The following is a 21,868-nucleotide window of genomic DNA, read 5'->3' as shown; positions in this document are numbered from 1 at the left end:
ACGGATTAGTGCGATCACCACTAGATTGATAGTTGGCCTTTATTTATGGTAAGTATTGATATCGGGTCGCAGGAATTTGAGGCTTGAAGGCAACATGTGTTTATAGTGAAGTTGATGCGTCTTGACAGGTAGAACCTGTCCAGCTTTTAAAGCAGGTTTTCAAGTCACTTTTAAACGAAAAGGAGGACTCATTCAAAATGAACCCTCCTTTGTTTTATTACGTTTTCTTATTCAAATGCTTAGCTAAGTTTTGGAATCGCCTCTCGCTTTGAGTTTCTATCTAAATAGCTTGCCACATTTTCAGGCAACGCCATATCAGGGTTATACATACTTGCCCAATGCAACATCGAGGTCAGGTATAAATCCGCTGTGGTAAATTTACCGTCGCAAAGATAGTCTTTATCTGCCAACTCATTGTTTAATATCGCTAGCGCCTCGGTAAAACTACCAAAGCCTAGTGATTGTTTTGTCTTATCAGACGAATCACGGGTTAATACGCCAAACTCAACCATCATGGCTGGCTCAAGCACATTACACGCCCAAAACAACCAACGATAATAAGCCCCTCTTGCTGGACTGTTGATGGCAGGTGCTAAGTTAGCTTTAGGATAGGTGTCTGCTAGATAGGCACATATTGCCACGGCTTCGGTAATAACCATATCGCCTTGCGATTTAGTGTCAGCAGCGTCATCTTGCTTAACGACCAACGCTGGCAGTTTACCCATCGGGTTAATCACCAAATAGTCAGGCGATTTAATGTTGTCATACTCTATGATTTTGGTCTCATAACGAATGTCGCTAGTCGCCTCACATTCATTTAACATCCATTGCACGGTATGACCACGAGATTGCGGATTGGTATAGAACGTTAACTGGCTCATGTTATTATTTCCCTTACTATAAGTTTATGACTCACTCCGTTTTGCCAGATAAATTATAGAGGGAGACCGTGACAGTTTGTGTCAGTAGTGATTACGATGGAATGAGTAAATGAAACGTTAAAGACATATCCGTTAAAACAGATGCGGTGGGATGCCCAGCTCTCGCTTCCAGCTTTTGAATAAATAAGTACGGCTTGGCGTATAGTGTTCATCTAGGATGACTGCTTTTTTAATTCTATCGAACCTGAAATGTCGAAAGGCTTGACGTAGCTCACACCAAGACGCACACATTTGCACGTCTTTAAAAAATCCGATACATAACGGGTAGATAATGCGCTGTGACATCTCGTCATTGCCGTCTTGATAGGTTAGCTCGACTTTATGCTCTTGGTTAATGGCTTGGCGCAGGGTTTGGGCGTGTTGTTCCTCAAACTCGCTAAATTGATACCTTGAACCCACCAATAATGGCGCATCGAGTAAGGCATCTTGCAACTGCTCAGGCAATACATGTTTGATTTTGGCATAGGCGTGTTGGCTGGTATCGACCAAGGACGCATCGCCATGCCGTTGTACCCAGCGCAATCCTAATACTATCGTATAGACTTCATCCAAGCTGAAGTTTAGCGGTGGTAGATGGTTATCTGAGCGTAATTCATAACCGATACCCCGCTCGCCTATTATTTCTGCGCCTTGATCGCGTAAGGTGTTGATATCACGGTAGATGGTACGTGGGGTAACGTCCATTTTATCGGCTAACACTGACGCACTCACAGGGTAACTATAAGCTCTTAGCAGTTGCAATAGCTCAAGGAGGCGTTGTGAGCGGGTCATGGGGTTGGCCGTTAGTGTAGATTATGGGGGTAGTTAATAGTCTATCTTATCCTTAAAAATAGTTCTCCGTTAGCTATATTTAATCCGATAGTCTTCTACCTTTTGCAATATCTCATCAACAGTATCTTTTAACTCTGAACCCATACGCAGATATTCTTGATGGCGTTCGTCTTTTAATAAAGATACTGTTGCGTAGTAAAATGGTTTCAATTCTTCTTTAAGATTCAATTTTAAAATGAGATTATAAGTTGTTTCAACTTGAAACTTTGAGAGAAGTAGTAAAAAGTATTCATCTATAGGATTGAATGTATCGATAGATGTAATATCTTCTAAACCTGTAATCGTTACCACTGACTCTTCGTATAAGTTATTCCACAACTGAATTATAGCTAGATGGATTTTTATAACATTATCAAGGTCTACTCCTCCTACACTAGAAATAAGATGTAGTGCTTTTAATTTCCTCTCGTTTAAAGCTGTTAGATAGTACCAATTTATAACCTTAAAAACATCATCACTATTACAACCCTTCTGCTCAACTAGAGCTTCAGCATGCGCAAACAACTTATCCGCCATACTCTTATATTTAATTACCTTTTGTACAAAAGTACCCGAAAACAGAATATCATCTATGTCATTACTGTATAACTGGCTGATAGCAATATCTACAGCTCTATAAATCTGATTATTGTAAACGGAGTTAACTATTTCATCGGCTAAATCAATGTAAGTATAACTTTGTATGTTAATATTTACCGTTTCGGGATATGGTTTTTTAAACTTTTCAGAATAATGTAACTTAAAAGTAACTGGCATCTTATCGGTAGAAAGAAGAGCATTTATGTAGTCTTGAGATACCATTATTTTTGAACTTACAATTAAATTGTCGATTTCGAATAGTCGGTCTATTAACTCCTCTTCATTACACCAACTTTCTAAAAACCTCGTCAGCCACAAAACCCGTCGTTTATCAGACTCCCTACCATAACGCATTAAATACCAAATATTAAAAAACCTCTCTTTAATAATGTAAAGGTGATTCTTGGTGTCTGTTTCAACCTTATCGATTATCCACTGCTTTTGCAGTTTAACCAGTTGCGCTGATACGGTTTTACTTGGTAATCGAGTTTGCTCAGCGATTTCTTTGGTGCTCATCGCATCCCAGTTCATCGCAATAGCATGAACAATAGCTTTTTGCTGACGAGGCAAGTCATCCATACGGTGCTTATAAAGTGGCGTTGTCTTATCGATGGTTTCTTCTAAATAGGCATAGCTGCTCTCTTTTGCCCCTTCCATAATAATTTGGAATAATAAAACGATAGTGCGAGGTACACCATCAGTTAAGCGTCTTACCGCCTCAATGCGTTCAGCATGATTGGTAATAATATCTTCAATCGTGGTAACTGCTTCATCACTCGTTTGTTTAGCAAGCGAGCGTAACAGTTCATGCATTTCTTCTTCGCTAATAGATTTAAGATTTATTAATTTAAAAAACTGATAAAAAGGGGCATTGCCATCATAGTGTGCTTCTAGTAGTTGGCTTGACCCACCAACAAGGCGAATTTGAGGATGCAAGCTCAACGCCTCTCGCAATTGTGCATGTTCTATATCATCGAAGTCTTGAAATAGCTCTCCTAAGTTATCGACAAAAACGATTATCTTCTGTCCGTTTTCATCTAGATAATGGCGTATTAATTCCCATGCAACACCGCTATCATCATTCTCTAAATCTAATAACCGCTGATAAAGTGGTATGTACTTTTCTGCGTTATAGTCAGCTAACTTTTCAGCAATACGTAGCCAAAAAGTAAATAAAGACAATATTCCGTATTCTTCCTCATTTAATAAAATAGGAATCAGCCAATTATTTAAGTCTGTATTATCAGTCACTTCATAAGCCAAACGTGATAGTAGCGTCGTCTTACCCGCACCTCGCACGCCTTGAATGAGATAATGCGTTTCGGGTCGTTCCATCGTTCCTGTTTTAATATCTTTCCAAATACGCTGATACTCTTTTTTTCGAATACTAAACCCAAGTTTTAGTAATTCACTGTCTATATTTTGGGTGTTATATAACAACATAGATTGGCTATTTGTGTTGTGCTTTTTATTTTCCATAACGAATCCACCAACGCTTTAACAGAGGGGAGGTAAATTGGTAACTATTGTCTTCGAGCTGGTATAGATACCCATCATGTAATAAACAATTAATAATATATCTTCTGTTAATAGCATCTTTAAAGTCTGAATGTTGCGATATATCAAATAATCTCGCAGGCGTAACGACATCATCTGATGTACTAACTAATTCTAAAACTTGATTGGCATAGCTTTGTTCTATCTTTTCTAAACGACGTAAACGGTCACGCCAATGCGAAAACCTTGTAGACATCGCAGGGCTAAACAACGCATCGATAGCTTTTTGCACATCACTCTCTGCTATTGGTCTTTCTTCTTCTTCAAAGATATCAATAAGTTGTTCACATACTAATCCTAAGTAATAAGGCATATTCCAACCAACTTCCTTTATGAGAGCTTGCTTGGTATTGATATCTAATTCAATGTCGGAGTAGTATTTATCAAAATAAAAGTCGATAAATGCTATCGCATCATCATCTTTTAAAGGATGAACTGTCATTGTCTCTAGCATATTAATTAAATCGGTAACGCCAAGTTTTTCTGCTAAAGTATCTAATCCAATTGACCCTGTTAAAATAAATTGAACTTTATTATTGAAATCTGTATCTTGGCATAATGCTCGTATACCTGATAGAAAATTTTCGACACCTTGTTTACCATCTTTTTCGGCAATTTTTTCTAATACGTCTGGAAACTCATCAATAGCAATAATGACTTTGCTTTCACTTGACTCAAGACTATTGTATAGAACGTCTCTAATCATCTCATGAGTAATTTTTGGCGTTCTTTTTTCATTTTCTTTGATTGAAACATCAATACTCATTGGACTGGCTGACAAATTAAAATTTATTTTCCCTGCCCATTCAGTAAGCGTTTTTTTAGCTTTGCTGTACTTGCTAATATAAGAAGAGTTATAAATCTCACGTAATAACTTTTGATAAAATCCCTGTTCGTCGTGACATGCTTGGACAAAAACATAGATAACAGCATAACCCTCTTCCGGATTATCTCTAATATGTGTAATTAATGAAGTCTTACCAACTCGTCTTGGCGCTAGTAATAAAATATGAGCACCTTGTGATATATATCGCCATAATTTATTTTCGTCTCGAGGTCTTGAAAAATATTTATCACCTGTTACTACATTACCTGTGCTCATATCTATTCTCTTATTTGACAACAAATCTGTAGTTATATTACTTAACACCAAAACCGTAGTCAACTCTTTTAACTACAAATCTGTAGTCAACGTCCACAACATTTACCAAATAAATAACCCCTATCAATCCCTCCTTCATCAAAACTTTGCTACAGTAAGTCATAATGAAACCTAATCATCGCAATAAGAAACTCTTATGCAGGAGACTGCCATGACGTTAATGACTGATTTAAATTTAACCTGCCCCATCGTGCAAGCCCCAATGGCAGGCGGAGCCACCACACCTGAGCTTATTGCAGCCGTGAGTAACTTTGGCGGACTCGGTAGCCTTGGCGCAGGGATGACAGCGCCCAATACACTGCATGAGCAAATCAATCAGATTAAAGCGTTAACTGACAAGCCTTTTGCGGTTAACCTAATGGTACTAAGTGAGGCAGAAACAAGTACCTTTGATAGCCCAATACCTGACTGGCTACAAGCCTATTACGATGAGCAAGGCATTGAGGTAGCGTTACCCGACACGCCAGCGCAGTCCTTTAGCGCACAGCTTCAAGTATTACTAGAAAACCCTGTACCTGTGGCAAGTTTTACCTTTGGCATTATCAGTCAGGATCAGATAGACGCCTTGCATCAGGTCGGTACAAAAGTCGTCGGAACGGCGAACCATCCGCTAGAAGCCAAAGCGTGGGCAGATATCGGTGCAGATACGGTATGTGTGCAGGGTTATGAGGCAGGCGGACATCGAGGCGGCTGGCTACCTCAGAGCGAGCGAGACCCACTTGGTTTGTTGACCTTGATTAGCCAAACCAAAGCCGTCACTGATATTCCGTTGATTGCCGCAGGTGGCATAATGACAGGTCAAGATATAAAAGCGGTACAAACTGCTGGCGCCCAGATGGCACAGTTAGGTACGGCATTTTTAACCACCCATGAGAGTGGTATTAACCCAACCTATAAAGCAGAACTATTAAATGTGGCTCAAGGTAAAAGAGAAGGCATCACTCGTTTAACCCGTCTGTTTTCGGGTAAACCAGCACGAGGGTTGGTAAATGAGTATCTGACTCGTTATGCTGAATACGATAATAGCAACGATTTGCCACCCTATCCGCAGTTAAATGCCATGACAAAACCCATGCGAGCCAATGCGGGCAAACTTGGTAATAGTAAGTATTTGTCGCTCTGGGCAGGACAAGGGGTCAGACGAGTTCGAGATGAATCGGCGGAAGCATTGATGCGACGGTTGATGGCTGAATGTGAGTGGTAATTTATTGGACGTTGAGAGCCGGTCACGGAGTTGGGACATTGTTGGAGCGATAAAGAAAGAAATGATATTCACTTTAATTAGAGATAACCGTACCAAATAAAACGTCAGGTCTTTAGACTGTTTATATAACAAGGTTAAACTCTATGTGACTGAGTTGATAAGGATTTAATAGGATAGAATATCTGATCGCTCATTTATAGCAGCTATAAAACTCTGTTTATCTTTTGGCGAGACTATAATACGTTTGTTTCCAGCGTAATGGATAACCAATCGATCCGTCGACAGTGCAGGTGCAGATAGAAGACTATGGGTTGTCTCAATAGATTCTATCTCTGATAGAGGTATCCTCCATGAAAAAATGCCACTTCTCACCCTGAGATGACTGTCATTAATTTTATAATAAGTATATAAATAACTGGGCAGTAGCATGCTTAAACTGAAGAGCATTGGTATTTGCATCGCAAATAAACTTTGTATCAAAGATATATTATTAGTGGTTTTGTAATACAGATACGGCAATGCAATTATAACAAGCGTAGTACCTATAAAGACCATATGCACCCATAAATCTATCTTTGAATAAAACACTAAATTTTCCATATTTTCATTTTTATCAATAATTTACTTAGAGTATTTTTAAATCACACTGAACTATCATCAAGAAGCAGTTTATCCTCGATTTTAGACCCGTTAAAAACATTGTATTGCAATTTTAGGGACACAAGAGAAATTCTTCCAAAGGAAAATCTCTAAAGGAATAACCTGCTTGTTTAGGCGATTTGAAGGGGTTAATTTGGTGTAGCTTGTGAAGCAAGAGACACTCCAAACATTAGCCACTGCCTCGCTCAAATAAGCAAATACAAGTGAAAAAAGAGAGCAGCTCCAAACCCTACGCCAATTAACATCAAATTCATAGTCAAGTATTTTAATGATAACTCTGTGGCTAACTAAAATCACAACATCCAAACTACTATTTCTTTATCCCCTCACGAAACGCTTTATAATCATCAGCCGTTTTCTTCACTTCCTCAAGCACAGGCACATGACCCACTTCTGGCATCATGATTACCTTTGCTTGCGGTATGATGGTTGCGATATAGTTAGCGGTTTCTGGTTTGATAATATTGTCTTTATCGCCCCAGACTACTAAGGTAGGAATATGATACTCAGCAATCACTTTGGCACGCTCTTCCACACTATCTTCAACAATTTGTTGCAGGACGACAGCCTCAAGTTTTTGGTTATCAATTCTTTGTTGTGCCAACACCGCTTTTATTGATACTGGAATATAAGGCGGTTTGTGCATGACCAAGTTGGCTAATTCGTCAAAATCTTGATAACTGCTAATCAATAAGGGATTGTTCTCAAGCGTTGCTCCTTCAAGTGACTTTGGTATACCAACCGACCAAAACCCAGCACTGTCTATCAGCCATACACTAGCCACTTCTTTTGGATGCATGGCTGCATAAGCCACTGTAATCGCACCACCCATTGAGTTACCGCCCACATGCAAATTAGACGCCATACCTTTGGCTTGCATTAACTCATGTAAGCGCTTGGCTTGGGCGTCGGCACGGTAATCTGCCAACATCGGTTTGTCAGACTCTCCAAAGCCCAATAAATCTGGGATAATCACGTGGTAATCCTTGAACTCATCAGCAATACGCACAAAGTTATCCATATTACCGCCAAAGCCATGAATCAGTAATAACGGTTCGGCAGTGCCGTTGTTATTTTCAGCATAAACCAATGTCTCTCCTGTAGACAACACAAAAGACTTAACCTCTAAACCTGATTTAGTACGTTCATGCTGTAACAGCTTTTGAGTGGTAACAACCGTTACGGCATTGGGGGTTGTACAGCCGATGACACATACAGCAAGCAGGGCGACAAGCGCATTACGCAAACGTTTGGTTATCGCGGTCATTTAAGCCCCTCTTTTATAGAGTGTGAATGATGATGAAATGGGATGTATTAAGTGTGTAGGTCATTTGGATAAGTTAAATCAATAATACACTTAAATTAACTATTCAACTAACCCATCCTATAATTAAATGCTGTCAATAATAACCAAAGTGCTTAACGTAACAACAAAGTGCCTGCCCTATTCTGACATTTTTATGCAAAAATCTTACAGAGCTGATAACGACAACTTGTTATGATAATTTAAATAGAAAAATATCACTTTCCTGATAAACGGCAAGCGCTTTCTAAAAAGCAAAAGCCTCTCCTAAATAAGAGAGGCTTTTTGAGTGAAAGATAACAATCTAATTTATACTATTTTATGAGAGTTAATCTATCCAGAAAAATGAGCTTGACATAGGTAGGTTAATTCTTATAAATGATATTATATGAGTTTAATACGCCTTATGGAGTAACATAAACCCGTGACCGAATCTTCTCATCGCCAAACGTCCTCATCAAAAATACGCATCAGCAGTAAATATTATCGTCTCATATTTACAGGACTTATGGCCTTACTAATGTCAATAATCATTTCAGCAGCTTTAATACTGATTAAAGAGGGCTATAGTGATGTGTTCTTTTCTCATCTTATGAGTTCGTGGGGGTTGGCGTTCGTCTTTGCATGGCCAAGTGCCTATGTATGTGCTTATATCATACAAACACATATTTTAAGTCGTATTGATTTTTACACTGACCAAGACCAATAAGACAAATAACGCCCTTACACCAGTGGCTCAAGATTTTGAGTGTATAACGTACGACCGTACAGGTCTTTTAGCATTACCGTCATATTCTCCGTTTTACCATCAATCGCCACTTCCCCAAAGAACTGCATGCCGGCACTCGGTGGCAAGTTTGACTCGCCCTCTTTGGGCGCTTTGACATACTTAAGCTCAGGGCCAAAGGTATTATCCAGCTCATTAGGCCCAAAAGTACCCGCATTTAGTGGACCTGACACAAACTCCCAAAATCCGTTAAAGTCCTGAAACTGTGCTTTATCAGGGTTGTAGTAATGAGCAGCAGTGTAATGCACATCTGCGGTTAACCAGACGGTGTTATTGATATTATTGTGCTTAATAAATCGCAATAGTTCGGCAATCTCATGCTCACGACCTAACACTGGACCATCACCGTTTGACGAGTTTTCAAAGTTATCACCATCTTTGACCATCAGCCCGATAGGCATGTCTGAGGCAATTACCTTCCAAGTGGCTTTCGAGTCTTTCAATCCTTGCTTTAACCAAGCAATTTGCTCACGTCCCATATAAGCGGTGGCCTCACTAGGCTGGGCTTGGCGATTGGCAGAGTTATCGCCGCGGTAAGTGCGCATATCAATCACGAATACATCAAGCGATGGGCCGTACGGGATTTTACGATAGATACGCTCTTTTTCATCGGCTGAGAGTCGCATTGGCATGTATTCCATAAAGGCTTTTTTAGAGCGGGCGGATAACAGTGCCACACTCTTTTCGGTGTATCGATCATCGTTTAAGACTTCATTCGGATACCAGTTGTTGACGGTTTCGTGGTCATCCCACTGCGAGATAATAGGCACTTCAGAGTTAAAGCGACGCACGTTTTTATCCATTAAGTTATAGACATAGTTGCCACGATACTCATCTAACGTCTCAGCTACTTTACTCTTCGCTTCGGTCACCACGTTGCGCCAAATACTGCCGTCAGCCAATTCTACTTGCGACTTAATTGGACCGTCGGCATAGATATTATCGCCACTATGAATAAAGAAATCTGGAAGACTCTCGGCCATCGTATGATAAATTTTCATACCCCCAAAGTCTTCATTAATACCCCAGCCTTGACCGACGGTGTCACCTGACCACTGAAAACGAATGTCCTGCTTTTGGTTTGGTGCAGTTTTGAAGTGTCCTAAAACGGGATAGCTTTGTGTTTTAGCACGACCTAGATCGGCGTAACTGACCCGATAAAAGATATGTTGACCAGCAGGCAGGCCCTGCAAGTCTACCGTGGTGGTAAAGTCATTTTCGGGTAGTGCTGCTGGCCCCAATACTCTTTTCACTTGTTTAAACTTAGAGGTTGTCGACCACTCAACGATCATCCGCGCAGGGCGGTTAGTACGGCTCCACACCACCCCTCTGCCATTCATAATATCCCCAGATTGCACGCCGTATGGGATAAGCGGACGGTCTGTACCAATAGCAAATACTGGCGTTGAACTTACTGCAGCTGCACTGGCAACAGTGGATAACTTCAAAAAATCTCGACGATTAACAGACATGGTTCATCCTTAATGGCTGGTGTCATAATTCGTTAGATTATGAACGGGCTTTATTATTAGTTATTTGCTATATCATTTCTTATTCTCATGAAATTGATATAGCAATGCTCAATATCATAATAAGCAGGATTTATGAAGGCTTTATGTTAAATTTATTAAGAGTTAGTGATAGGTATAACAAGTCAACCCCAGTCTAGAAATTAGGGGCTGTATAGAAAAGGTATTTTTTTTAGAAGGGTATAATTTCGACGTAAAATAATTTCGACCTAAAATAGTTATGACGTAAAAAAACCGCTGCCAATACAGCGGTCTTTTTATAATAGGGTCTGTGACTGGCTTATAAACTTGCCCTTAATTGGCAATGGCGTCCAATAATTGGAAAGGTAAAGTAACCACATCGAAGGCCAAGGCGAACGGCAATAGTACTAATTTTTCACCCGCATTTTTGCCATTTCGAGTGGTCTTTTGACTATTAGATTGGGTGTAAATAACGACAGGATACGGTTTGGTCAGTGCGTTGTATTTTGACTGAATGAGACTTAAATTGCTTACCGCAGGATACACGCCACCTTTAATAGGTACATTAAAGCAAAAGCGCTGTGCCCCAATACGCTCATCACTGGCATTGGTACACTCTTTACCCCCATTTTGTAAGAAGAACTGATAGTCACTGCGCTTAAACTCATCTCTTAGCTTCGCATATGACATCTTCATCTCACCTTGGAAGTAGCCGTCATTATTAGGCGAATAAAAGGTCATATCACTGTCGACTTGGATATTTTTGGGGGTAAGATTGGTCAATATATTGACCATCTCTACACCGCCTTGACTCAGTACATAACTGTTTTTTTCGCCAACAATGACCACGCTACTAGCAGGCATATTAGGTAACGCTTGGGCAGGACGACCAAACGCCACCAACTGATCTTCTACCAGTATTTGTTTTGTAGTTGTCGTACGGGTTGTTTGATGCCCTGACTCCAGTAACTCAGAGGTAGCACATCCTGAAGCAAATAACATGGCGACTAGAGATGCACTGCCCACTACTGTTTTGATTAGCACAGGCTTTAAAAAAGCAGACTTTACAGCGATTGACCGAATCTTGCTATGTTTTTGCATAATACTTCCTTGTTAATATTCATTTAATGAGCTATGGTCGACAAAAATTTGTACATGTAGTGCGTTAACCAACGTCTGATAGCGTAGCAAGTTTGTAGCTCGTTTACTATATTAGCTGGGTTATATTTACCGCAAATAAATCCGACGATAAGAGCAATTAGCTAGCAAGATATTGCTATTCACTCCTTCAGTTGATAGTAGTAATGAAAGAATTCATCTTTATCAATAGTTTAAATTATTATAAATAAAAGCGCTCGAATAATAAAACCATACTAACAAACAGAAAATTACTATTTACATTACTCGGCTTATCTTTTGAATATTTAAACGTCAAGTATAAATAATTTTTTACGACTTGACACTGACTCTCTGTATAACCTTAACTATATAGACTTGGTTGACCTTTGCCATTGTAGTATTCTTCAACTAGCCGAGATATAAACCCAAATGCACGGACAAGTTAATGACTCAAAGATACGATGATGGAAATCGTCATCACAACCATGACCAAACAGGCGAGCAAGACTCGCAGAATCATGAGCAACAACAGAATAAGCACATTTTAGAGCAGCTGCTTATAGAAGGTCATGTGCCTGTTAAACATGCTGATTCTTCTGCAAGAATACTGGGCACTTACCCCTCTAAACAGGACTGGCTAGCATTTTTTGATAAGACATTGCTTATATTAGGGTCTGTCTCTCTTACCTTTGCCTTGGTGTTTTTTATTGCCTATAACTGGATAAACATGGGCACTCTGAGCAAATTTGCGCTGGTTGAGAGTGCGTTAGTCATCAGTGTGGTCAGTTATGCTGTATTGGCGTACAAAGAAAAATACGCGTTCGCTCAACAACTGCTTTTACTCATAGCAAGCATCATAACGGGCAGTTTGTTGGCGTTATTTGGGCAGGTGTATCAAACAGGGGCTGATACTTGGCAACTGTTTGCAAGCTGGGCATTGTTCATCACGCCTTGGGTTCTCATTGCCCGTATGCCAGCCCTATGGCTGATGTGGCTTGGCCTGATTAATATCAGTTTCGCCCAGTTTTTTGATGTTTTTGGCGGGTTTACCCCTGTTTATGCCATCAGCAAGTTTATTTATCTAGGCATCTTGTTTGTCTTCAATGCCACGGCTTTTAATTTATGGCTTGTATGTACCTCAAAGACAAACCTGTCTCTGCCCGGCTCACAAGCTTATACAAATAATACACGACAACGCTTTACCGACAACAGTCCTACCGATAGGCTCAAGTTGAACTGGAGCACTTACGTGGTTGGTCTAATCGCCACCTACTATGCAACATCTCTAGGCGCATTTCATACCGTGGAAACCGGCAGCTCTTGGATATCTTTATTGGCATTGATGATGTGGTTGGGCTTTTGTGGCTTTATATATTGGCGCTTTCGTAAGAAGCAAATTGATTTATTAATGCTGACTGCCCTTTGTGGCTCACTCATTATTGTGATTATGTTTTGGGTATTTGAATATTTAATAGACGATTTATCTACCTTTGGCTTTTTAATACTAACCTTGACGCTGGTAGGCACAAGCTCTGCTGCCGTAAGCTGGCTGAATAAACTACGTAAATTAGATCATACAGCCTCATTCAAACCTGCTGACGCTAATAGCATAGCTTTACCTCACAATACGCGAGGTAATGACAATGAATGATAATTCCTTAAATACGCAAACAAATAACCGCTCAAGCCCCTCTTTTTCGGCAATAAATTCGCTTGCGAAACAAAATTTACTGACATCATCGGATACGCAATCTATCGATGCAAGAATACAGCAAAAATTGGCGCTTAACTCTAAAGACGATAGCCCTTGGTTTATACAACTGTTTTTGAGCGTAAGTGGTCTACTTTCTGGCTTGTCGTTAATTGGCTTTCTGGCTTTATTATTTGGCGATACTTTAGACAGTAGCCTTGCCTTATCTATCATAGGCGTTATATTACTTTGCGTAAGTTTTGGACTATTTAAACATACGCATAAAAAAACCCATACTTTTTTTAGTAGCCTAGCTTTCGCAATCAGCATTGCTGGGCAGATATTTTTAGCAGTCGCCATATTTCGTTATTCGCTATTTGAGCCTCTGGATATTGGCCTATTTATGCTCATACAAATGGTGTTGTTTATACTCATACCTGACTTTTTACATCGCCTTTTGAGTAGTTTGATAACACTGGCGTGCTTGGTCTGGCTGATGAGTTATTTTGGTGCGCCTGAAGCTGTCGCTGCCGTATTAGCGCTAATCACAGCTGTGTTTGGCTTACAGCGTTATGAGCTATTGAATATTGTCTCTGCCAATAAACGGACTGCCCTCTTGCAAATGAGTCGGTCATTGGCGTATGCCAGCGCCATTATGTTGCTTATTGTCTCAGTGTATTTCATAAGCGCTGAATACGGCAATAATATCATTACTTGGGTGGTACGATCGGGAAGTAGCGATTTGTTTTTTTATAACTACCCCTTAGCTCAGGGGCTATTGATATTGGTAGCTGTATATACCGCTTATATTATTATGCGGCGGTATCGGTTATCGCTGTTTGCTGATAGAAACAAAGTAGGCATGATTGTGGTGGCATCCATAACGCTACTCGGCATATTATCCGTCTACGCATCAGGACTTTTAGCGGCTAGCATTGTTTGTGTGATTGCCGTTGCTAATAGGCAACGGGTGCTGCTGTCACTCGCTATCATTGCCATGGTTAGCTATATTTTTTGGTATTATTATCAGCTCGACACCACGCTATTGGTTAAGTCATTATCTCTGTTAGCAGTAGGGCTGAGCGTTCTAATCATACGCTGGATATTGGTACAAAAAATATTTACCAAATTCAACATCAGCAACCGTCCACTCATTAGCACTACTGAATTAAACTCGAACCATAAGCGCGACAATAAGGAGTCAGACGAATGACTCACCTCAGCACTGCTTCAACCCGTGCATCAAAAAAGACACCTTGGTGGCAACTGGATCGGTTAAATAACACCGTCAAAATTGCTATTGCCCTTATTGGTATGCTATTAACCTTAACAGGAATCAACTTAACGATTGCTAAATATGAAGCGCACCTTGCGACAGGCGATACGGTTCTATTAGAACTAGCACCGGTTGATCCACGTGGGTTTATGCAGGGCGATTATATGGCTTTACGCTTTGCTATAGAAGAGGACATCCTAGAAGCCTTAAAGGCTATCAATAAGGAATATACGTGGCGTACTTACGATGGCATTGCCATCATCAAAAAAGATGAGAATGGGGTAGGGCATTTCGTACGTTTGACAGATGACAAAACCATCAAAGCAAAAGATTTAGAAATCAATGAAACACCGCTTCATTTCAGATTGCGTCATAATCAGATAAGGTTTGCCACCAATGCTTTCTTTTTTCAAGAAGGACATGCTGAGGCGTATGAAGCAGCAGAGTATGGCTTATTTAGAGTGAATGAAAGTGGCGAACCCTTATTGACCGATATGGTTGATGATGAATTTGAAGTGATTCTTCCTGAATAGCCGTCTTAAATAGGCTGTCCTACTCAATAACTCTTCTTTCATAATCCGTCATCTAGCATCTAGGCACACATCTGATCGCTCATATTTAGGTCTACATGTCTTGACGTATTCATCTTGGGGTCTCTTAAACGTATCTATCGAAATAACGAGCCCAATATACCCCGCATTAATCGCCCACCCGTTGGCCCAGCAACTTTGCGTGCTACCTCAGTTGCAAGTGTTCCAATCAGTTTTTGTTTCACTCGGACTCTGTCACGCTCTTCTCTTTCTTGCTCTTTAAGTGTGGCTGCAACTTGTTTCGCTTCTAATTTTTCTGCTTCTTTAGCCGCTTTCTCCGCTTCCTTCTGAGCTATTTCTAATTCTGCTTGCTTTGCTTCATCAATCATTGCTTGCTCAGCACGTTTATTTAATAGCTCGTACGCGCTTTCACGGTCAATCGCCTCTTCATAGACACCTGCTAGATCGCTGTTATTCATAATATCCAAACGCTCGCCAGCACTAAGCGGTTTAAACTGGCTATTAGGCGCTAACATCCACACCCGCTCTACTGGCGTCGGTGTCCCTGACTCATCGAGCACACTGACTAACGCCTCACCCACCCCAAGCGTCGTTAATGCAGCTTCTACATCGACATTGGGATTGGGTCTAAAGGTTTGCGCAGCGGCACGAATGGCCTTTTGATCTTTTGGAGTAAAGGCACGTAGCGCATGTTGAATACGATGACCCAGCTGACCCAAAATATCATCTGGAATGTCGGTTGGGTTTTGAGTAATAAAATACAGTCCCACCCCTTTTGAGCGAATCAGACGCACCACTTGTTCAATCTTCTGTGATAACGCATCATTGGCATTTTGAAATAGCAAATGCGCCTCATCGAAGAAAAATACCATTTTCGGTTTTTCCATATCGCCCACTTCAGGCAAGGTCTCATATAGCTCGGATATCAACCACAGTAATAAGCAACTGTATAACTGCGGGCTAAGCATGAGCTTATCGGCGGCTAATATATTGATGATCCCGCGCCCGTGCTCGTCCGTCTGGATTAAATCCTCAAGATTGAGCGCAGGCTCTCCAAAAAACTGTGCCGCCCCCTGATCCTCTAAGGTCAATAATCGACGCTGTATCGCACCGACACTAGCCGCTGATATATTGCCATAACGATTGCGCAACTCTGACGCATTATCCGCAATAAACTGTAGCATCTGACGCAGATCCTTCATGTCTAGCAGTAACAGCCCCTCGTCATCTGCCACTCGAAAGGCGACGGTCAATACGCCGGCCTGAGTGTCGTTTAAGTTTAGCAGTTGCGCTAAAATCAAGGGCCCCATCTCGCTAATGGTAGTACGAATCGGATGCCCTTGCTCGCCAAACACATCCCAAAACACACAGCGATAAGCCGTGAAACTAGGCGTGGGGAGCTGTAGTTCATCCAGCCGTTGTTGCAGCTTACTATTCATCTCGCCGGCGTGTGCCAGTCCTGAGATATCACCCTTTACATCGGCCATAAATACCGGTACGCCTTGATCGGCAAACTGCTCAGCCAGTACTTTTAGCGATACCGTCTTGCCAGTGCCGGTTGCGCCGGCAATCAGCCCATGACGATTGGCCATATTTGAGCGTATAAAAACGGGGCTACGTTCTACATCAGAGGTCAAGTTAGGATATGCGATGGTAAGGTTTGCCATAGTTTAGCTCGATAGAAGTTTTTTTTAGTACCTTTAATATAGCACTGCTTGGAGGGATTGCAATATATTTACCATGCCACTTAAAAAAGCTACTTAAAAGCTTATAAAGACAGATGTTGAAACCGTAAACCTCACATACAATCTTGATGTCAAGTTAAATTATTACTATAATTCGGGTAGCTGATTTTCAAGTTTCTTCATTAGTAGGTTAAGAACATGCAACTCTTCAGTGCTCATCCCTTCCACCAGTTCATTTTCTAACTGGACATGAGAAACCATCACTCTATCAATCAATTCAATACCTTGACTGGTCAATTCAACCAATAAGCTACGTTTGTCCTTAGGGTTATTGACTCGTTTAACAAGTTGCCTCTTTTCAAGATTTTGCAGACGATTGGTCATTGTCCCAGAGCTTACCATCATACTATCGAACAAAGCGGTTGGGCTAAGACAGTAAGGCTTACTTGCACGTCGCAAAGTAGCCAACACATCAAACTCCCAATGTGTTAATCCATCATGCTGTTTGTAATTGGCCGTAAGAATACGCATAAGCATGACTTCTAATCGCTTAATACGCCCTATGGTCTCCATCGCTACCAATTCATCAGATGTAAAGCCTTCTGTTCGCCATTGGTCAATCAACGTATCAACAGCATCCTTATTTTCAATTTTATTTACTGACATTAAAGCCTTCTGTTTATTGCAGAAATTGGAATCACAAGATCAAATGAAATATGTTAATTTCATCATAATATTTATCTTGACATAAAGATAGTTTTATATAAACTTAAACTATCTTAATATCGAGATAAATTATGTCGTTTTCAATGTCCTCTCTAAATAGCCGAAACAAACCGATAAGCTATGGTGTAAATATTTTTCTTACGATGCTAGCACCTATATTTTGGGGCACAACCTATATTGTCACTACCCAGTTTCTTCCAACCAATCTTCCGTTCTACGCAGCAGTGATACGAGTATTACCCGCAGGTTTAATCTTAGTATTAATGACGCGTCAACTACCAAAATCTGGGCAATGGGGGCGAATGATATTGCTGTCTTTTTTAAATATCAGCTGTTTTCAAGCTTTATTGTTTGTAGCCGCTTATCGATTACCTGGCGGTATTGCCGCTGTACTTGGGGCAATTCAGCCCTTAATTATCATGACATTGTTATGGAAAATCAATCGTATCGCGCCGAAGCCTATAACCATAGTGGCAACGGTCACCGCTATTATTGGCATGGCGATGTTATTAATAACTCCTGATAGTTCATGGGATGCAATTGGGTTAATGGCAGCTTTGATGGGTGCGGTATCGATGGCCTTGGGTATCTATCTGACGAAGTTATGGAAACCTGATATCAGCAATCTCAGTTTTACCGGTTGGCAATTATTACTGGGCGGGGTGGGGTTATTGCCTTTAGCATTAGTATTTGAGACCTTTCCAGAAACACTGTCAACAAGTAACCTTTTGGGTTACACCTATTTGACCCTATTTGGCTCTTTGATTGCTTACGCTTTATGGTTTAGAGGAATTGAGAAATTACCATCAGTGGCCGTCTCAATCCTTGGAGCACTAAGCCCTATAACCGCCGTAGTCATTGGTTGGCTCTTTTTAAACCAGCGCTTGTCTCTACTACAATCGAGTGGGTTTTTAATTATTTTAATTTCTGTTTTCGTCGTTCAATACACCACTAAGGGTCGTGAGCTATAAAATTATACTATAAAGACTTAGGATGCTTAGATAGTTAAGGTTCTCCTAGTATGTAGAGTATATAGGATCTGAACATTCAAAATTATTACTATCGATGTTTGAGTGCTCAATAGACCTTAATAAACGGCTATTTATACTACGAGCATACCAAGACTGACGGCTTCGGCACGTAGCTCATCCCTAAATTTTGGATGTGCAATAGAGATTAAACGCTCCATACGCTCTTTCACGTTGGCACCCTTTAAGCGGACAATGCCATATTCTGTTGCTATCATATCAATATTGTTACGAGATAGCGTGACTATTGAACCCGGTTTTAATGTCGGTACAATTTTTGAGGTTTCTACCCGCTCGCCTTGCTCATTTTTTGCCATTACGGTGGAATATAACGCGATAATGCTACGGCCATTTTTTGTCATTTGTGCCCCCATAGCCGTATCAAACTGGCCGCCAGAGCCACTAAACTGGTTATGTCCGATAGATTCCGAGCTAACCTGCCCTGTTAAGTCCACTTGTATTGCGGTATTGATAGATACCATATTGTCATTTTTGCTAATCACGTATGGGTCGATAACATAAGAGCCTCTGCCGACCATAATGGATGGGTTATCATCCAAATACTCATACAATCTTTGGTTGCCCAAAGCAAATGAGAATACCACTTTGCCTGGGTGTAATGTTTTTTTCTTGCCATTAACCACGCCTTGCTCTATCAAATCCAGCATACCTGACGTCATCATTTCTGTATGAATGCCCAGATCTTTTTTATCCCTTAAACACACGGCAACCGCATTGGGGATGCCCCCAATACCAAGCTGAATGGTATCGCCATCTTGGATGTGTTCTGCTATCAGTTCGCCGATTTTAAGATCTTTCTCATTAGGTTCAATATCGGGCAACACCGGTGGCTGATAATCGGCTTCAATCAAATAATCCACATCATTGATATGAACTTCATTGTCGCCAAAGGTTCTTGGGTAGTTTTTATTAATTTCTAAGATAACCAGCTTTGCCTTTTCCATCATCTGTTTTTCATAGACGTTTGATAATGATAAAGACATAAAACCATGCTTATCTGGGAGGGATGTAGAGCCGACAAAAATATCAGGCGTTATGTGTTTGAGTCGGTCTGTCCCTGATAAATGCAAGTGATTGGGGATAAAATGTACGTTGCCGTTTTTATGGGCTTTTCGCATCACTGGAGAGAAAAACAAGCCATCAATATTAAAGGTATCTTTGTATTTCTTATCAAAAAAGGCGGGTTGAAGCATAGAGAGGCAATTTGTAATGGTCACATTTTCAACATCTTCGGCTATGGTATGCAAGTTTTCCATAAATAGTTTTGCTTCACCTGCTGCCAACCCAGTAACAATATGGTCACCACTTTTTACTAACTTTAGCGCTTCAGTCACGCTAATTATTTTTTTACTTATCGTCATGAGTGCTGGCTCCTAGATGTTCAATAATGTCAATACGCTTATTAAAACCTATTACGATAACAGAGAGATATCCAGAATGTAGAGTGATACTTATGTTTGCGTTACCAATGAGAGGCTTGATTATTATGGGTGTTTACGGTATTTCTATCTATCCCTAGCGATATTGTGACTTTGACAAATTTTCTTACCTTATCGCAGGGAGTACAACCGCTCATTATGGTGCTTAGATTGGTTTCATGCGCACCTTTCATTTAAGGTTTGGGGCTGTAGTAGATAAGGATTAAATATCGCACCATTTTCTCAGAATTTTAAGCTGATTAGATGGTGACCCATAGTTAAATCTAAACTCACACTCTTTTAAAAACAAGTGAAAGTTTTTCTTATTGATTCCGTTGTATTTTCTAAGTGTACGTTTAGATTGGTTCCAGAAGTTCTCAATGCCGTTGATATGATTAGCGCCTCGTGCAAACTCTTTAGAATGATTTACTCTAAAATGCTTAAATTCGCTCACATCTAAGGCGTTATAACTACGATAGTTATCGGTATAAACAAAGCTGTCAGGCTTTATTTTACGGGTAATAACAGGCATTAGAGTGTTCTGTTTGGTGTCATCTACAACAATGGTATAAACCTTACCGTTTCGTTTTAAAATGCCAAATACGGCGGTCTTACCAGCAGCGCCTCGACCTCTTTTACCTTTACGTACACCACCGAAGTAACTTTCGTCTAATTCGACTTCACCATCAAAGACGTCATCTGCTTCAAGAGATAAATAATACTCAATAACGAGTCTTATTTTATGGTAAAAAAGTGCCGCTGTATTGGGTTGAATACCTAGCAAATCAGCTGCTGTTCGAGCCGTTACTTCAGCGGTAAAAAACTCAAGTAGCCTTAACTGTACTTTTTTACTTAATTTACAACGGGTTAGCTTCATTTTAGTAGTCTAGCATAGTGCTTATCTACTACAGCCCCTAAGGTTTTGTATTATTTAATACATGACCTTCACGTAATCATCTTTAAGATTTTTCATAAAAAAAGGCACCCCAAAGAGTGCCTTCTATTAGAGTTTTTTATATCATAGCTCGCAGCAATCATTGATAAAGACTAAAAATGTTAAAACTAATTGCCAAAATTATAGACAATAAAAAAGTAAGTCTGATGACATCGATTAGTGAGGTAATAACCTCTCCTCTACTATAATTAGCATATATAACCAATATGACAGCTCTATTAAAATCCTAATCAATTTAAGAATATATGCAGCTATGATCAACTTTATTATGGCGTTCCCCTATTAGATTATGTGTAAAAAATAAAATAGATTAACTTTAAACATTGCTATATTGATTATCAGAGTAATATTTCATTCACGTTATAGACGCGATAAGAGCATCCGGGAGGTGCTAAACTTTCACTTAACACCTATGATTATTACTTTAGCTATGATTGGATTTATGTATTTGTCGATTTTGAATAAAGAATCAGGAGGTTCAGAGAGTGAGCCTATTTGACAGAATTAAAAATAAATATAGAAAGAATAAAGTGCTTTTTCTATGTCACTATTTATACTATTAATTCACATCCATTTATAAGTGATGTAGGGGGTCGTCCCTTCATATCTGCCTACGCTTCTCGTCAAAACTGTGCTAAAGCCCTGACCTACACCTTTTTCCGCCTTAAACTTAGCCTTGAGATGCGGTTTAGCCCCGATTGTAGCGGATATCCTGCTTGGTTGGGCAAGTTGCGATGGCTTGGTGTTAGATGGCGCGCGAAGCAAGTGACAGCTAACCCCATTAGCCATCGCTTTGCACAGACAGGCAGATAGTAGTGAAAAGCGGAATTGGCTACTTACTCTGCCTCTCAACCCAAAAAAAGCACCTTCTCGGATGCTCTCTTC

At 40.3% G+C, this 21,868-nt stretch carries 19 protein-coding genes; 7 read left to right on the top strand and 12 right to left on the bottom strand.

Annotated features, from left to right (window positions below; translation table 11 throughout):
• Positions 1–239: 239 nt before the first annotated feature.
• The 4 genes from AC2SLN_RS11475 to AC2SLN_RS11460 all read right to left on the bottom strand — a co-directional run bounded on the left by AC2SLN_RS11475 (position 240) and on the right by AC2SLN_RS11460 (position 5,010).
• Positions 240–881 (bottom strand): glutathione S-transferase family protein, encoded by a 642-nt coding sequence (locus AC2SLN_RS11475; protein WP_486550896.1) that lies wholly within the window; start codon positions 879–881, stop codon positions 240–242.
• A 132-nt stretch (positions 882–1,013) separates the two neighbouring features.
• Complete coding sequence (locus AC2SLN_RS11470) at positions 1,014–1,712, bottom strand: helix-turn-helix transcriptional regulator (RefSeq protein ID WP_486550894.1); 699 nt, start codon at positions 1,710–1,712, stop codon at positions 1,014–1,016.
• 69 nt (positions 1,713–1,781) lie between these two features.
• Complete coding sequence (locus tag AC2SLN_RS11465; protein WP_486550892.1) at positions 1,782–3,830, bottom strand: MarR family transcriptional regulator; 2,049 nt, start codon at positions 3,828–3,830, stop codon at positions 1,782–1,784.
• Positions 3,820–5,010 (bottom strand): ATP-binding protein, encoded by a 1,191-nt coding sequence (locus AC2SLN_RS11460; RefSeq protein ID WP_486550891.1) that lies wholly within the window; start codon positions 5,008–5,010, stop codon positions 3,820–3,822. Before AC2SLN_RS11460 ends, AC2SLN_RS11465 begins: the two co-directional genes overlap by 11 nt.
• Positions 5,011–5,221: 211 nt before the next feature.
• Between AC2SLN_RS11460 and AC2SLN_RS11455 the strand changes: the two genes are divergently transcribed.
• Entirely contained in the window at positions 5,222–6,274 is a 1,053-nt protein-coding gene (locus AC2SLN_RS11455) for an NAD(P)H-dependent flavin oxidoreductase (protein ID WP_486550889.1), read from the top strand.
• A gap of 165 nt (positions 6,275–6,439) precedes the next feature.
• Here AC2SLN_RS11455 and AC2SLN_RS11450 read toward each other — a convergent pair whose 3' ends face one another.
• Both AC2SLN_RS11450 and AC2SLN_RS11445 read right to left on the bottom strand, forming a co-directional pair.
• The gene (locus tag AC2SLN_RS11450) at positions 6,440–6,703 is read right to left on the bottom strand and encodes a PH domain-containing protein (RefSeq protein ID WP_486550909.1); all 264 of its coding nucleotides are present in this window, start codon (positions 6,701–6,703) and stop codon (positions 6,440–6,442) included.
• A 541-nt stretch (positions 6,704–7,244) separates the two neighbouring features.
• Positions 7,245–8,201: an alpha/beta fold hydrolase gene (locus AC2SLN_RS11445; protein WP_486550887.1), complete on the bottom strand. Its 957-nt coding sequence runs from the start codon at positions 8,199–8,201 to the stop codon at positions 7,245–7,247.
• Between the two features lie 460 nt (positions 8,202–8,661).
• Here AC2SLN_RS11445 and AC2SLN_RS11440 point away from each other — a divergent pair, with 460 nt between their 5' ends.
• Positions 8,662–8,946, top strand: a complete 285-nt coding sequence (locus tag AC2SLN_RS11440; protein ID WP_486530702.1) for a DUF2798 domain-containing protein — start codon at positions 8,662–8,664, stop codon at positions 8,944–8,946.
• Between the two features lie 14 nt (positions 8,947–8,960).
• Here AC2SLN_RS11440 and AC2SLN_RS11435 read toward each other — a convergent pair whose 3' ends face one another.
• Complete coding sequence (locus AC2SLN_RS11435) at positions 8,961–10,496, bottom strand: alkaline phosphatase D family protein (RefSeq protein WP_486550885.1); 1,536 nt, start codon at positions 10,494–10,496, stop codon at positions 8,961–8,963.
• Between the two features lie 351 nt (positions 10,497–10,847).
• Positions 10,848–11,516, bottom strand: coding sequence for a YidX family protein (locus AC2SLN_RS11430; RefSeq protein WP_486550907.1), 669 nt, complete (start codon positions 11,514–11,516; stop codon positions 10,848–10,850).
• Between the two features lie 562 nt (positions 11,517–12,078).
• Between AC2SLN_RS11430 and AC2SLN_RS11425 the strand changes: the two genes are divergently transcribed.
• From AC2SLN_RS11425 to AC2SLN_RS11415, 3 genes are read left to right on the top strand one after another with little or no spacing between them, the layout of a single operon-like run.
• Complete coding sequence (locus tag AC2SLN_RS11425; protein ID WP_486550883.1) at positions 12,079–13,284, top strand: DUF2157 domain-containing protein; 1,206 nt, start codon at positions 12,079–12,081, stop codon at positions 13,282–13,284.
• Positions 13,277–14,536, top strand: coding sequence for a DUF4401 domain-containing protein (locus tag AC2SLN_RS11420; RefSeq protein ID WP_486550882.1), 1,260 nt, complete (start codon positions 13,277–13,279; stop codon positions 14,534–14,536). Before AC2SLN_RS11425 ends, AC2SLN_RS11420 begins: the two co-directional genes overlap by 8 nt.
• Positions 14,533–15,132 carry a GDYXXLXY domain-containing protein gene (locus AC2SLN_RS11415; protein ID WP_486550881.1) on the top strand — a complete coding sequence of 200 codons (600 nt, stop codon included), beginning with the start codon at positions 14,533–14,535 and terminating at the stop codon, positions 15,130–15,132. Before AC2SLN_RS11420 ends, AC2SLN_RS11415 begins: the two co-directional genes overlap by 4 nt.
• 134 nt (positions 15,133–15,266) lie before the next feature.
• On the opposite strand, the gene AC2SLN_RS11410 is transcribed toward AC2SLN_RS11415, so the two are convergent.
• Both AC2SLN_RS11410 and AC2SLN_RS11405 read right to left on the bottom strand, forming a co-directional pair.
• Positions 15,267–16,817: a helicase HerA-like domain-containing protein gene (locus tag AC2SLN_RS11410; RefSeq protein ID WP_486550879.1), complete on the bottom strand. Its 1,551-nt coding sequence runs from the start codon at positions 16,815–16,817 to the stop codon at positions 15,267–15,269.
• Between the two features lie 165 nt (positions 16,818–16,982).
• Positions 16,983–17,501, bottom strand: coding sequence for a MarR family winged helix-turn-helix transcriptional regulator (locus AC2SLN_RS11405; protein ID WP_486550877.1), 519 nt, complete (start codon positions 17,499–17,501; stop codon positions 16,983–16,985).
• A 131-nt stretch (positions 17,502–17,632) separates the two neighbouring features.
• Here AC2SLN_RS11405 and AC2SLN_RS11400 point away from each other — a divergent pair, with 131 nt between their 5' ends.
• A complete protein-coding gene (locus tag AC2SLN_RS11400; protein ID WP_486550876.1) occupies positions 17,633–18,532 on the top strand; it encodes an EamA family transporter in 900 nt (299 codons plus the stop codon).
• A 131-nt stretch (positions 18,533–18,663) separates the two neighbouring features.
• On the opposite strand, the gene AC2SLN_RS11395 is transcribed toward AC2SLN_RS11400, so the two are convergent.
• Positions 18,664–19,971: an acetyl-CoA hydrolase/transferase family protein gene (locus AC2SLN_RS11395; protein WP_486550875.1), complete on the bottom strand. Its 1,308-nt coding sequence runs from the start codon at positions 19,969–19,971 to the stop codon at positions 18,664–18,666.
• A 280-nt stretch (positions 19,972–20,251) separates the two neighbouring features.
• Positions 20,252–20,905, bottom strand: coding sequence for an IS1595 family transposase (locus AC2SLN_RS11390; RefSeq protein WP_495057324.1), 654 nt, complete (start codon positions 20,903–20,905; stop codon positions 20,252–20,254).
• Between the two features lie 573 nt (positions 20,906–21,478).
• Between AC2SLN_RS11390 and AC2SLN_RS11385 the strand changes: the two genes are divergently transcribed.
• Positions 21,479–21,796: a hypothetical protein gene (locus AC2SLN_RS11385; RefSeq protein ID WP_486549370.1), complete on the top strand. Its 318-nt coding sequence runs from the start codon at positions 21,479–21,481 to the stop codon at positions 21,794–21,796.
• Positions 21,797–21,868 lie beyond the last annotated feature (72 nt).

This window comes from Psychrobacter sp. CX90 (assembly GCF_057396305.2).
This window is presented reverse-complemented; position numbering and strand designations above follow the sequence as displayed.